The following is a 12,670-nucleotide window of genomic DNA, read 5'->3' on the forward strand; positions in this document are numbered from 1 at the left end:
CGAAGCCTAATAATTACTCTACCTAAAGCACTGTGGGAGAAGTCTGAATACTTCTCCCACAGTGACCGATAGGTGGTAATTATTTAAGGTTTGTTCCTAGGGCATCGATGAGTTCTTCATCTCTGTCACCACTGAGTTCCCACACCATCGCGCCGCCAAGACCTTTGGCTTTGATGTAGTCCACTTTGATCTTGATGGACTGGGGGTCGTCATAGCTGATCCATAACTTTCGTACAGGGTCGTAGAGGTAAGGAACCTGAGCCTCTGCATCCCAGTAGCGGGTCATGGTGGGGAGGTAGTTGTTTTTGATATCGGTGTAATCAAAGACGCCCTTTTCCCACGTGCCAACTGAGGCATTAGTCGCAGGTTGGTAGAGCCCGTTCTGTGTTGAGCCGACGTTTTCCCAGCCGCGGCCATACAGTGGCAAACCAAGCACGAGTTTTTGTGCGGGGAATCCAGCATTGAGATAGGCGTCAACCGCGTCGGACACACTAAATCCTGTTGCAGTGTCTTTACTGCCTACCTTCATCGGTGCGTTGTGCCCAGTAATGGGATCCCAGCCACCGTGGTAGTCATAAGACATCAGGTTCATCCAGTCGACGATTCCACCAATGTTCTTGGCTTCCAGGTTGGGAATGGTGGTGGGGCCAGCAGGCGCTGCAATCGTGAGTGGGTGGTGTTCACCATCACGTGCACTCTGAGCTGCTAGTTCCTTCTGGAATTCAGCTAGTAAGGCAGTGTAGTTGGCCTTATCTGCTGGCGTTCCAGCGTAGAGACCACCAGAGACGGGATATTCCCAGTCAATATCTATGCCATCAAAGCCGTAGGTATTCATGAAGTCCACACAGGAAGAAACAAAGGCCTGACGTGACGCTTCTGTGGCAGCGGCAGCTGAGAAGTTCTTGCTCCAGGTCCAGCCGCCAATAGAAATCATGGTTTCCAAGTTGGGGTTAGCTTCCTTGAGTTTGGTGAGTTGGTTGAAGTTTCCACGCTTGGCGCCCTGGTCCCAACTATCACCAGCAAATGCCTTGTCAGTATCTGCATAGGAGTCTCCGACCACACATTTACCGTCGGCAATATTGGCAAAGGCAAAGTTGATGTGGGTGATCTTTTCAGCAGGAATGTCTGCGACTTGATAGTTGCGGGCATACGTTGCCCACGAGGGGTAGTAAGCCACAATTTTCTTATCCCCGGTGTATGCATCAGGGCTAGGAACGTATGGGTTTACTGGGGGAGCAGTGGGATCAACGGTGGGGGCGGGATCCACCGTCGGGGTGGGTGTAGGTGTGGTGGTCTCCGTAGGAGTGGGTTGTGGCGTCACACCCGAACCATTGAGTTCACAGGTTCCCACCGCAGTGGCACAGCTCGTGGGCATGACAAAGTTGCCATTATCAGTAAATCCCAGAGTGGCAGAGGCTCCCGGTGCAAGGGTGCCGTTCCAAGAGAGGTTAGTGGCCGTAAGAACACCACCAGCAAGGAAAGAGCTTGCGTTCCACATTGAGACGCTCGTACCCTTCCATGGAACAGAGACCGACCACTTGTTGAGCGTGGTAGTCCCCGTGTTCGTGACGACCATGTCTACATTGCGGCCAGTACCCCAGTCGCTGGTGACCTTGAGGGAGACCTTAAGCGCGCTCGCAGAAGATGCCGGGGTGGTGGGGGTGGGTTCCGGCGTCACAGTGGGGTCAACGGTTGGGGTGGTGGGTGTTGGATCTGGAGTAACCGTCGAGGAGCCATCGTTTACCGCGCATGTTGCGCCAGAGACTACACAGGTTGTGGGAGTGAGCGCGCCGCCTTTTGAGGAGCCGATGAAGCCGAAGGTTACCGAAGCTCCGGGTGCAAGAGCTAAATTCCAACTCGGACCCGAGAAGCGGTATCCGCCTGTTGTGCTGGTCGCAGTGGCATCCCACGTGGAATTGATGCTGTTGGCATAAGGGATGGTCACTGACCAGGGATTGATGCTTTTTGTCGAGGTGTTCTTCACGGTGACAGTGCCCTGGTAGCCAGAGCCCCAGTCCTGAGTAATCTTCCAATCCACATTCACGTCTGTAGCAGCTGCTTGTGCTGGCATGGCAAAACCAGTAAACGCTGCTGTGGATGTGGCTAGTGCTGCTATCGCAGCGGTTGTCGCTCGTTTGTTCTTCATGTGAGTATCTCTTCTATTCGTTTGCGTAATATCCTCAACGGGTTGCTTATGGCGTCCTGTTGAGCTCTGTTCTTTCAGCAAAGTGACTGAATCTGGGAGAGCTCTGCAAAAATAGACCAAAAGTCTAAATCTGTGGATAAGTTTTTCAATATTTGCCCGAAGATGTGAGTTGTTTGTGACTTGTAGCATTGAGAGATGCCTGAACTCGCCTCAACCAAGGACAGATTGCTTGCCGCGGCGGTAGAAGTTATCGATAACTCAGGCATCAAGGAACTGAGAATTCGCGACATTGCAGCACGGGCAGGGGTGAAAGAACCTTCGGTCTATCATTTTTTTGGCAGCCGCGACGGACTCGTGGAGGCCGCGCAGGCATTCCGATACACCCGAGGTTTATTGGAGTTAACTCAAGTCTTCGACGAAAAAGTGCGGAATTGTTCCAACACCGAAGAATTCATTGCTGTCATACATGATGTGACTGCATCAATTTTCTCCGATGATCGCTATTCAATTCGGGCAGTCCGGGCAGATGTTCTAGGAAGTGCAATGTCGCGACCCAGGCTCAAGAGTGCCGTCGCTGCAGCGCAGCGGCAGTCGCATGAATTGTTATGCGCAACATTGAACTTTGCGCAGGAACGCGGGTGGGTCTTGCCGGAACTAGACACAATGGCTTTTGCCGTGTGGTACACCGGAATGGTTAATGGCCGTCTTGTTTATGAGATTGATCCCGTGCAATGCTCTGGTCAAGCCTGGAACGACCTCGCTACCGAGGTGACAATTACTGCTTTGTGTGGCCCCAGAAAGTAAACAATTAGTTTATATTTCCGCGAAAAATAGGGGCTAACATTGTTAGAGAGAGAATGAAATATTTTCTTTTTTGTTTGGTCAGAATATCCAAAACTAGGGAAAAGCCCCTCAACCGATAGTGGATACTTAGAGCGTGAATTCAATGAAGCCTTTGCGTATAGGAATTGTGGAAGACCATAGTCTCTTCCTGCAGCTCATGAGTTCTGCATTAGAGCAGGTTGACGATCTTGAGATTGTCGCGACTGCTGACAATGTAGCTGAAGCAAAAAAATGGTTTCAGCCTGAAAATCTTGACGTAGTCATTCTCGACATTGAGCTTCCAGACGGAAACGGTGTCGGCCTCGGAATTACCATGCGTCGCCAAAATCCTCATCTCGGCGTGGTTTTGCTCTCTGATAGAGACATGCTTGAGCTCATTCTTGGTCTCCCGAAAGAGGAAAGACAAGGGTGGAGCTACCTCACCAAGAGTGCGACAAAATCTATTGATTCTTTAGCTTCCGCCATTCGTGCAACTTCACGTGGTGAAACTGTGATTGATCCGGCACTTGTCAACCGTTCTCAAGCTCGTCCAGGAACCGGCGTTTCTTCGTTGACGAACCGACAATTTGAAGTGCTTCGTGCGGTAGCTCGCGGAGACAGTAATCAAACCATTGCCACCAATTTAGGAATTGCAGTCAACTCTGTAGGCAACCACCTCATTGCCATTTATGACGCTCTCGGTATTCCTGAGGGAAAGAATGCTCGTGTAGCAGCAGTTTTGGACTTCTTACAAGATACAACTCGGCCTTCTACACTCTCACGAGCATTTAGTGACTAAAACTGCGGTAACTGACGATTATTTTCAGCAGTCTGAACTCAAAAACAGAAGTTTTAGATTCGGCGGAAGAGAAGCAACCTCACCCAAAATCGTCTGGCCTTTACTAGTTCTCCTCTCTCTCAATATCGGCAGCACTGGGATTGTTGAAAGCTCAGATACTCGAATCATTATTTGGCGCGTTTCTTTTGTTGCACTGATGTGTGCTGGCGTGTACTTTACGGTTTTGGGCTGGGTTATCAATCGCGTGGCGGGGCAATTGGGCAGCCTTCGCACCTGGTGTATTGGTTTTTTATACGCCACAACAGAGCTGTTACGAGCAGTTCTCATCCAAGTTTTTGCTGAAGGGCTTGGGCTAAACACGAACCCACAATGGGAATTCAGAATAGTGGCAGCGCTGACATCGGGACTTGTCATTTTCGCGTTGGTCTCGACGGTCGTCAACGATTCTTCTTCGTATCGAAATGCCTATAAAAATTTGTATACCCAACGGGTCCAACTTCAATCGATTGTTGAGAGCTCGACAGAAAACCTCATTCGTGCTCGGGACCAAATTGTCGACACTACTCGCGAACAACTCGAAAAGGCATTGCGAAGTATCTTGACGGAGACTGAAAAAACTTCTCCTGAATATCCGAAGATTATTCAGAATCTTTACTCTGTAGCAGAAGAAACCGTCAGACCACTCAGTCATCTGTTATTCGAAAATCCGTTGAAACTTTCACCGGTCACGTCAACTTCAAAACCGCCTCGGATTTCTCTCATGACCGTAATTCGACGAAGTTCTCTCGTTGCGCCCTTTAGGCCGGGGCTTTACTTTGCAATGGCGGCAATACTTTCATTCCCCTCGTTGCTGGTGAATTTTGATCTGGGTTATACCGGCTTATGGCTTATGTCCGTGGGATTGATTTATGGCACTGTTGAGTTGGCCAGAAGGTATCTCTCGCCACACTTGGCCACAATGAATTTGATCATTCGCTGCGTTGTTATCACTGCTGTTTATGCAGCTCCAGCATTGTTTTTTGCGGAAGTAGTTCTGAAACACACTACTAATCAGACTGGATTCACCCTCGAAACGATTTTTTATGGATTAGTTCTGGGCGCTGTCTTGGGGTGGCTCATGGCATCTTCAGCTGGCATGAGGACTGCGCGACTTGAAATGCTCGATGAAATCAAGCAAATCAACCAAGAACTAACCTGGCAAAATGCTCGCATTCAATCCGAGCTGTGGCTTGATCAAAAAAGCCTCGCCTTGACGCTGCACAACGATGTTCAAGCAACTTTGCTCGCAGCAGCGCTCAAACTCAAGGCGGCACTGGATCGAGGCGAAAAGACAGCGAACAATTCATTGCCAGAAATTAGAGAATTGATTTCCCGGAGCATCAATTTTGGTGAATATCACTCGCGCAACACAACTCTCGATGCTGTAATCGAACGAATTAACAACAACTGGGCAGGTCTGATCACGATGGACGTGGCCGTTTCACCAGAGACGTTGCGTGCGATAGAGAATGATTTTGTTGGTTTAGGTGTTTTGGAAGATGTCTTGAGTGAATTTCAAAACAATTCCCTCAAACATGGCGCTGCGACAAAAACCACAGCACAGTTGACTATGCCCGATACGGGGATTTTGCACGTGGTCTTGGCAAATAACGGAACACCTCTGAGTAAAGAAAACTCTTCAGGCTTAGGATCTGCCTTCATTAACAGCGTTGCTTTGGAATACTCACTAGAGACCGTTCAAGGTGGTGTTCAACTTATTCTTCAGCTCCCCCTTGAAGGCAAGTAGAACAGCTTTTTGTCTCAGAGGTCTCAATCTTGGTGTGGTGACAGCTCTGCAAAGCTGCAACAAACTAATCTGGGGTTTGTGACTGCAGATATCGCCGCCGTAACCCCGCAAACTCCTGAAGAAGCCTATGCCTTCTTCCGTAGCCGACGCCATGAGATGGCGTTATTGCCCCAGGGCTCACTCGCTTTGGTGAATACTCAGTGGTTCTATGGTGCGCCGGGGGAGAGCGAGAGCGTTTGGGGCGTGAACGGTCTTTGGTCCGCACTTCCCGAGGGGGAAAAAGGTATTCAGCTGACCGCAACTGCGGCAGACAACATCTTGGTTGACGGGGCGCTCGTTGACGGAACTGTAGTTGTTACAGGGAAAGATTCTGAAACTGCTTCCACCATCGTTTTTGATGAGACTAAAACCGGAACTGTCATCAAAGGCGAAGATGGCAAATATGCGTTGAGAGTGTGGGACAGCAACTCCGAGGATCTTCAGAACTTTGGCTCTATTGATGCATTTGAATACAACCCTGACTGGGTCATCACCGGAACTTTCACCCCCATTGAGGGCGGTCGTGCAGTAGAGGTGTCTCATCTCAAAGATCAAGGTGCTGGACGAGACAAGGTCATCCCCGGAGATATCCGTTTCACCATTGACGGTGTTGAATATGCGCCCTCAGCCTTCAAAGAAGGCCGGGCGCTCATGATTGTGTTCTCGGATGCCACCTCGGGACCCGTAACCTACAGTGTGGGCCGTTTCCTCATGGTTGCCCCAAACCCTGATGGCACGATCACCTTGGACTTCAACCGCGCCTACCTTCCTCCGTGTGCATTTAGCTACAACTTCAACTGTCCTATGCCACCGGAGGAGAACCGTTTCCCCTTTGCAGTTGAGGCCGGAGAGAAGAACGTGCTCAATAAAGCTGGCGAGCTGCTGCACTAACTCTTTGCTGGGCGTCCACGCTTTGGGCGACCGAGGCTGTAGTGGGGTTGTTCTTGCAGGTCTGAGACGCCCACGTCTGCAAGCCAGTTGGATACTGCTTCGTGGTAACGAACTGTGGCCTGGGCGTGGAGGCGACGTGCAGGCGTGATGCCTGTCTCCACTACATCGTTTCTGAGGTGGCTCTTCAGGCTGTGAATTAAGGCGGTGGCGTGAATTTTATTCACGCTGGAGCTAATGAGCACCATGTCTTGAACATCTACCCACTCAGGCAGGGATGTCACAGTAGATCCACTGAGCCAGTTGTTTGCCTCATCGCGACCAGAATCTGTCAAGGCGTAGAGGGGAAGGCCGTCCTCGGTGAGTCCTTGGTGCGTCACGAGACCAGCCGTGGTGAGGCGATCTAAAGTGCCGTACACCTGTCCCACATTGGTCTTGGCTCGGTGTGGGGCGCGAGCTCCCAGCTCGGCGTGGAGCTGAAGACCATATGCCGGCCCCAAGGTAAGAATCCCGAGGATTGCTTCGCGAACAGCCATAAAAACACTCTACTGAGTAGAACAGAAGCTGAAAACTCACTGTGAGGGGGTAAACCCCTGTTGTTATGCCTAAGTCAGCTGTGCCACACTAGTGTCACAACAGAACAAGCGTGAGATACGCAATCAATAACTCTCATCTGTGTGGTCGTAGGGGAAGACGCACCACAGTAGAAAAGGATGATGAGATGACTGCAGTGTCGACAGGAGTGGTTTATGTCCACTCCTCGCCTCGCGCGTTGAGCCCACATGTAGAGTGGGCTATTAGTCGTGTCTTGGGTAAAGGAATCACATTGTCGTGGAGTCCTCAACCCATACTCCCTGGTTCACAGCGTGCCGAATACGCGTGGCAAGGTCCTGTGGGATCAGCAAGCAAAATCGCGTCCGAACTCTTGGGGTGGGAACAGCTGCGTTTTGAGGTCACAGAAGATGCCGCTCCAGGAATTGATGGCGGTCGTTGGTGCCACACTCCAAGCTTGGGAATCTTTCATTCACCCGTTGATGCTGCAGGGAACATGGTAATTACCGAAAACAGGCTTCGAGCTGTGTTGGATTTCGCCGGAAACGATGCCGATCTCTTGAGAACTGGTATTTCAAGGTCCCTGGGTGAAGCATGGGATGCAGAATTAGACACCTTCCGATATGCCTCAGATATGGCTCCGGTGCGCTGGCTCCATCAAGTTGGTTAGCGTCAAACGAAGAATGCCCCTGCATTTGCAGGGGCATTCTTGGTGAAAGTATTAGTTGTAGCTGCGGAACGCAACAACCGCGTTGTGGCCTCCAAAACCAAAGGAGTTACTAATAGCAACGATGTCGCCGGAAGGAAGTTCACGAGGACTCGTGACGACATCGAGCTTGATTTCAGGATCCTGGTTTTCCAAGTTAATGGTGGGGGGAGCGGTTCTGTTGTGAAGAGCTAAGACAGTAAACATTGCCTCAATAGCTCCAGCACCACCGAGAAGGTGACCTGTAGACGACTTCGTAGCAGACACAGCAATATTGTCCAGGTGGTCACCGAATACACGACGCAAAGCATTGTATTCAGCGATGTCACCAACAGGTGTTGATGTGGCGTGGGCGTTGATGTGAACAACATCTTCGATACTGGCGCCTGCTTGTTCGATGGCTTGAATCATGGCGCGAGCAGCCGCGGAACCCTCGGGGTCTGGTGCGGTGATGTGATACGCGTCGGAGGTTACAGCTCCTCCAGCAACCTCGGCGTAAATCTTTGCTCCCCGAGCAAGTGCGTGTTCTTCTGTTTCAAGAACCAATGCAGCTGCACCTTCTCCGAGCACGAAACCGTCACGGTTGACGTCGTAGGGGCGAGAAGCGCCAGCAGGATCATCATTGCGCTTGGACAGTGCCTGCATAGCAGCGAACGAGGCAATAGGGAGTGGGTGGATGGCAGCCTCAGAACCACCGGCGATGATGACATCAGCTAGACCAGCCTGAAGGTGTTCATAGGCGTTGGCGATGGCTTCGGTGCTGGAGGCGCAAGCAGAAACGACGGTGCGCACACCTGCACGAGCGTGCAGGTCCATACCGATAGCTGCTCCAGGTCCATTAGGCATCAGCATCGGAACAGTCATGGGCAGAACGCGACGTGGTCCCTTTTCGCGCAGGGTGTCCCATGCGTCGAGGAGAGTCCACACGCCGCCGATACCTGTGGACCAGTCGACAGCTAGCCGGCCAGGGTCAACCTCTGGGTTTCCGGAGTCTAACCAAGCTTCACGCCCAGCGATGAGGGCGAACTGTGAGGAAGGGTCTAAACGCTTAGTTTCAACGCGTTCAAGAATTTCCTCAGCAGGCACGGCAGCTTGTGCCGCAAAAGTGATGGGGATATCCCACTTCTCAACCCACTCTTGTTCGAGTGAGCGAGCGCCAGACTTACCAGCAAGAAGAGCTGCCCAGGTCTCTGGGGCATTGCCGGCCAAAGGAGACGTGGTACCGATACCGGTGACGACAATCTTCTTGCTCATATCTTCAGTCTTTCTGTGGGAAGTGGGGAAAGCTGGAGGATTGTAAGGAGGGCCGGAACTTTCGTTGCCGACCCTCGCTTACGAATTCCTTAGGATGCAGAAACGATGAAGTTAACTGCGTCACCGACGGTCTTGAGGTTCTTTACTTCCTCGTCGGGGATCTTCACGTCGAACTTCTCTTCTGCGTTCACGACGATGGTCATCATCGAGATCGAGTCAATGTCGAGGTCGTCGGTGAAAGACTTGTCCAGCTGTACCGTTTCGGTTGCAATGCCGGTTTCGTCGTTAACGAGCTCAGCCAGACCTGCAAGTACTTCTTCGGTGGACAGTGCCATTGTTATCTCCTTGTTGGGGGTTCGTTTGACTGGTTTAGTTTACCGGCCAATTGAGGCTTTTACGGCAGAACGACGACCTGTGCGCCATATACGAGACCGGCACCGAAGCCGATTTCAAGGGCAAGGCCACCGCTGAGTTCAGGGTGTTCTTCAAGCAGGCGATGCGTTGCAAGCGGGATTGATGCTGCAGAAGTGTTTCCTGTTGTTTCAATGTCCCGAGCAATCACAACTGATTCCGGTAATTTCAGCTGCTTAGCGAATTCGTCGATGATGCGCATGTTTGCCTGGTGGGGGATAAACGCCGAAAGCTGATCGCTCGTGATTCCAGCTTCCTCGAGAGCTTTTTGTGCGACCTTTGCCATTTCCCACACTGCCCAGCGGAACACCGTTTGTCCTTCTTGGCGCAGTGTTGGCCATGCGACATCACCGTGTCCGTCGCGGTATTCAATCAGGGTGTGGTCCATGCCCACGGCATCCCACTTGGAGCCGTCGGACCCCCAGACGCTCTTCGAAATACCAGGGAAGTCGCTAGGTCCAATCACAGCAGCACCTGCTCCGTCTCCGAGCAAGAAGCTGATGGTGCGGTCTGTGGGCTCAATGATTTCGCTGAGCTTCTCAGCACCGATGACGAGCACATACTTTGCTAAACCTGAGCGGACAAAAGAGTCTGCCTGGGCAATACCGTAGGTGTATCCCGCGCATGCTGCTGAAATGTCGTAGGCTGCAGCCGGGTTTGCCCCAATCCGGTCAGCCACGAGTGCAGCCATGGAGGGGGTTTGAACTGAGTTGCTGATGGTGGAGATGAGTACCACATCAATTTCTTCTGGCTTAATTCCTGCCTTGGAAATAGCCTCATTTGCGGCTTGGGTAGCTAAGTCTGCTGCAGTGATTCCTGCAGAGGCACGTTTGCGGGTGATCACACCTGTGCGCTGGCGAATCCATTCATCACTGGAGTCGATGGGGCCAGCAATGTCGTCATTCGTTACTGTGAGGTCGCCACGCGCTGCTCCCATGGCATAAATGCGAGAGTACTTGGCCCCTTCGGACTGTTTGAGATTCACGTGAGTCATGATGGGTACTTTCTTTCTCTGGCCGCTTAGGCGACAGAGTCAATCAGTTCGCGGGCTGCCACAAGATCTTCGGGAGTCTTAATGGCCACGGTAGGAACGCCTTTGAGTGCACGCTTGGCTAGACCAACCAATGCCCCTGCAGGTGCAATTTCGATAATTCCGCTCACGCCAGCTGCGGCGAAACTATCCATGCACTTGTCCCAACGGACGGGGGAAGATACTTGCCCGACTAGAAGCTCGCGGAAAGTATCACCTTTGGCCACGACAGAACCATCCTTGTTGGTCCACAGCGTTTTCATTGGGTCATTGGTGTTGACCTCTGCAGCAGCTTCGCGCAGAGTCTCAACGGCATCGAGCATGTAGCTGGTGTGGAAGGCGCCGGCGACCTGAAGAGGAATGACTCGTGTTCCTGCGGGGGGTTCTTCTGCGAGTGTTGCTAGTGCAGCGAGTTCACCAGCAACGACCAGCTGTCCGCCACCGTTGTAATTGGCAGGGAAAAGTCCCAGTTGGTCAAGCTTTGCCAGAATCTCAGATTCGTCACCACCGATAACGGCGCTCATGCCAGTAGGAATGAGCGCGGCAGCATCAGCCATGGCGCGTCCGCGAATACCCACCAAGCGAACAGCATCGGTTGCATCCAGCACTCCAGCACCAGCCGCTGCAGTGAATTCGCCTACAGAGTGACCAGCAATACCCGAACTTTTTGCGAGGTGGTCGCTTTCAGAAAGTGCGTCGAGAGTCAAGATTCCTGCGGCAACAATGAGTGGCTGTGCGATAGACGTGTCACGAATGGTATCGGCGTCACTGACGGTGCCATGTTTGACTAGATCGACATCTGCCGCATCAGAGAGGGTTTCAAGAAGAGCTTTGGCTTGAGGATCAGCAATCCAGGGTTCTAGGAATCCGGGAGTCTGAGAGCCCTGACCAGGGCAGACAACAACTATCACCTGTAAAGTCTTCCAATCATTGGTGCTAATTTCTGTGCACTCATCGACACACTATCGCGAGAATCGTTGTCGAGTCTCTACATTTTGAGAGATTTGACACGACCGAAACTAGTTCAGGGGAGATTTCTTTGTGCTTTGCGCTGCTTAGGTACTGGTCCTTTAATGGAACCCAAAATTAGTGCACACTGCAAAATCATTGCCTCTCGAGGACCAGTAGCATCCCAACCAATCACTTCAGTTACGCGCTTGAGGCGGTAACGGACCGTGTTGGGGTGAACGAATAGGTCACGTGCAGTTGCTTCGAGGCTGCGGCCATTGTCTAAGTAGCTCTGCAACGTGGTGAGTAGTTCCGCAGACTGATCACTCAGAGGCAGGTAAATTCGCTCGATGAGGGTTGCGCGGGCCAGAGGATCACCGGCAAGTGCGCGTTCTGGAAGTAAATCATCTGCAGCGATTGGTCTGGTTGCTCCGCGCCATGAGCTCGCGACGGAATATCCGGCAAGTGCCGCACGTGCGGAGGTGACTGCATCAACCAGTGAGGGAACTTCAGGCCCCACCACTAAGTGGCCTTCACCAAAATCCTCTTCGAGGTGTTTTGTAATTTCCATAAAGCTCATCGTGGAATGTTCTTTGTCATCCTCTAATGGCTCAGCACGACCAATGACAACAACCAGACGGTTTCCCTGCACTCCAATGAGAATGTCTGCATGAAGGTGGCGGGCAGTTCGACGCAGTCGGTCCACGTCCAGAATGCGAGGGGAGCGGCCCACAACAACACACACTTCACCGCGACCTTGCCAGCCCAGGGCTGCAATTCTGCTGGGCAATTCGTCATCATATTCTCCCGAGAGAATACTGTCGACCACGAGAGCCTCCAGGCGAGCATCCCAGAGACCACGTGCTTCTGCTGCGCGGGCATACACATCAGCAGCTGCGAAAGCGATCTCACGCGAATACAACAAGATTGCTTCGCGCAACTCCTCGCCGTGTCCTTTGATGCGTTCTTCCACGACTTCCACGGTGCAACGAATGAGTTGGAGAGTTTGTTGCAGGGTTACTGAACGCAACAACTCACGTGGAGCTCCACCAAACACATCTGATGCAATCCACGGCGTGGTTGAGGGGTCATCAAACCAGGTAATGAAGGAAGTAATACCGTTTTGTGCGACAAGGCCAACAGCAGATCGACGTCCAGGTGGCATGTCCCGGTACCACGGAAGGGTGTCCTCAAGCCTTTTCACCGTCAAGGTGGAAAGCTCTCCAGATATTGTCCTGAGCCAAGCAAGTGTTTCTGCTTTGCTCCGTTGTGCAGCCATGGCTGTGTTG

General features: G+C 52.0%; 12 protein-coding genes. 5 read left to right on the forward strand and 7 right to left on the reverse strand.

Annotation, left to right across the window (positions count from 1 at the left end; genetic code table 11):
• Window positions 1–79: 79 nt before the first annotated feature.
• Window positions 80–2,146, reverse strand: a complete 2,067-nt coding sequence (locus tag AUMI_RS02285) for a glycosyl hydrolase family 18 protein (RefSeq protein WP_172418230.1) — start codon at window positions 2,144–2,146, stop codon at window positions 80–82.
• Between the two features lie 195 nt (window positions 2,147–2,341).
• On the opposite strand from AUMI_RS02285, the gene AUMI_RS02290 reads away from it, so the two are divergent.
• The 4 genes from AUMI_RS02290 (at window position 2,342) to AUMI_RS02305 (ending at window position 6,483) form a co-directional block, all read left to right on the forward strand.
• The gene (locus tag AUMI_RS02290; RefSeq protein WP_096380855.1) at window positions 2,342–2,950 is read left to right on the forward strand and encodes a TetR/AcrR family transcriptional regulator; all 609 of its coding nucleotides are present in this window, start codon (window positions 2,342–2,344) and stop codon (window positions 2,948–2,950) included.
• Window positions 2,951–3,146: 196 nt separating this feature from the next.
• The gene (locus AUMI_RS02295; protein ID WP_172418232.1) at window positions 3,147–3,767 is read left to right on the forward strand and encodes a response regulator transcription factor; all 621 of its coding nucleotides are present in this window, start codon (window positions 3,147–3,149) and stop codon (window positions 3,765–3,767) included.
• Complete coding sequence (locus AUMI_RS08240) at window positions 3,760–5,553, forward strand: hypothetical protein (RefSeq protein WP_096380860.1); 1,794 nt, start codon at window positions 3,760–3,762, stop codon at window positions 5,551–5,553. Before AUMI_RS02295 ends, AUMI_RS08240 begins: the two co-directional genes overlap by 8 nt.
• Window positions 5,554–5,631: 78 nt before the next feature.
• Window positions 5,632–6,483, forward strand: coding sequence for a DUF1684 domain-containing protein (locus AUMI_RS02305; RefSeq protein ID WP_231951804.1), 852 nt, complete (start codon window positions 5,632–5,634; stop codon window positions 6,481–6,483).
• On the opposite strand, the gene AUMI_RS02310 is transcribed toward AUMI_RS02305, so the two are convergent.
• Complete coding sequence (locus AUMI_RS02310; protein WP_096380864.1) at window positions 6,480–7,016, reverse strand: PadR family transcriptional regulator; 537 nt, start codon at window positions 7,014–7,016, stop codon at window positions 6,480–6,482. The genes AUMI_RS02305 and AUMI_RS02310 overlap by 4 nt on opposite strands.
• A gap of 185 nt (window positions 7,017–7,201) precedes the next feature.
• Here AUMI_RS02310 and AUMI_RS02315 point away from each other — a divergent pair, with 185 nt between their 5' ends.
• The gene (locus tag AUMI_RS02315) at window positions 7,202–7,702 is read left to right on the forward strand and encodes a DUF3145 domain-containing protein (protein WP_096380866.1); all 501 of its coding nucleotides are present in this window, start codon (window positions 7,202–7,204) and stop codon (window positions 7,700–7,702) included.
• Window positions 7,703–7,753: 51 nt separating this feature from the next.
• Here the strand turns inward: AUMI_RS02315 and AUMI_RS02320 are convergent, their stop codons facing one another.
• From AUMI_RS02320 to AUMI_RS02340, 5 genes are all read right to left on the reverse strand, one after another.
• On the reverse strand, window positions 7,754–8,992 hold the full coding sequence (locus AUMI_RS02320) for a beta-ketoacyl-[acyl-carrier-protein] synthase family protein (protein ID WP_096380869.1): 1,239 nt from the start codon (window positions 8,990–8,992) through the stop codon (window positions 7,754–7,756).
• Window positions 8,993–9,081: 89 nt separating this feature from the next.
• Complete coding sequence (locus AUMI_RS02325; RefSeq protein ID WP_096380871.1) at window positions 9,082–9,327, reverse strand: acyl carrier protein; 246 nt, start codon at window positions 9,325–9,327, stop codon at window positions 9,082–9,084.
• A 59-nt stretch (window positions 9,328–9,386) separates the two neighbouring features.
• Complete coding sequence (locus tag AUMI_RS02330; protein WP_096380874.1) at window positions 9,387–10,397, reverse strand: beta-ketoacyl-ACP synthase III; 1,011 nt, start codon at window positions 10,395–10,397, stop codon at window positions 9,387–9,389.
• Between the two features lie 26 nt (window positions 10,398–10,423).
• A complete protein-coding gene (locus AUMI_RS02335) occupies window positions 10,424–11,344 on the reverse strand; it encodes an ACP S-malonyltransferase (protein ID WP_096380875.1) in 921 nt (306 codons plus the stop codon).
• Between the two features lie 113 nt (window positions 11,345–11,457).
• The gene (locus AUMI_RS02340) at window positions 11,458–12,660 is read right to left on the reverse strand and encodes a PucR family transcriptional regulator (protein ID WP_096383404.1); all 1,203 of its coding nucleotides are present in this window, start codon (window positions 12,658–12,660) and stop codon (window positions 11,458–11,460) included.
• Window positions 12,661–12,670 lie beyond the last annotated feature (10 nt).

The organism is Aurantimicrobium minutum, assembly GCF_002355535.1.
Lineage (GTDB): Bacteria > Actinomycetota > Actinomycetes > Actinomycetales > Microbacteriaceae > Aurantimicrobium > Aurantimicrobium minutum.

Excerpts from the sequence above, each read along its gene's own strand:
- AUMI_RS02285 (WP_172418230.1), bottom strand. The coding sequence starts at position 2,146 with ATGAAGAACAAACGAGCGACAACCGCTGCGATAGCAGCACTAGCCACA.
- AUMI_RS02290 (WP_096380855.1), top strand. The coding sequence starts at position 2,342 with ATGCCTGAACTCGCCTCAACCAAGGACAGATTGCTTGCCGCGGCGGTA.
- AUMI_RS02295 (WP_172418232.1), top strand. The coding sequence starts at position 3,147 with ATGAGTTCTGCATTAGAGCAGGTTGACGATCTTGAGATTGTCGCGACT.
- AUMI_RS02310 (WP_096380864.1), bottom strand. The coding sequence starts at position 7,016 with ATGGCTGTTCGCGAAGCAATCCTCGGGATTCTTACCTTGGGGCCGGCA.
- AUMI_RS02315 (WP_096380866.1), top strand. The coding sequence starts at position 7,202 with ATGACTGCAGTGTCGACAGGAGTGGTTTATGTCCACTCCTCGCCTCGC.
- AUMI_RS02320 (WP_096380869.1), bottom strand. The coding sequence starts at position 8,992 with ATGAGCAAGAAGATTGTCGTCACCGGTATCGGTACCACGTCTCCTTTG.
- AUMI_RS02325 (WP_096380871.1), bottom strand. The coding sequence starts at position 9,327 with ATGGCACTGTCCACCGAAGAAGTACTTGCAGGTCTGGCTGAGCTCGTT.
- AUMI_RS02330 (WP_096380874.1), bottom strand. The coding sequence starts at position 10,397 with ATGACTCACGTGAATCTCAAACAGTCCGAAGGGGCCAAGTACTCTCGC.
- AUMI_RS02340 (WP_096383404.1), bottom strand. The coding sequence starts at position 12,660 with ATGGCTGCACAACGGAGCAAAGCAGAAACACTTGCTTGGCTCAGGACA.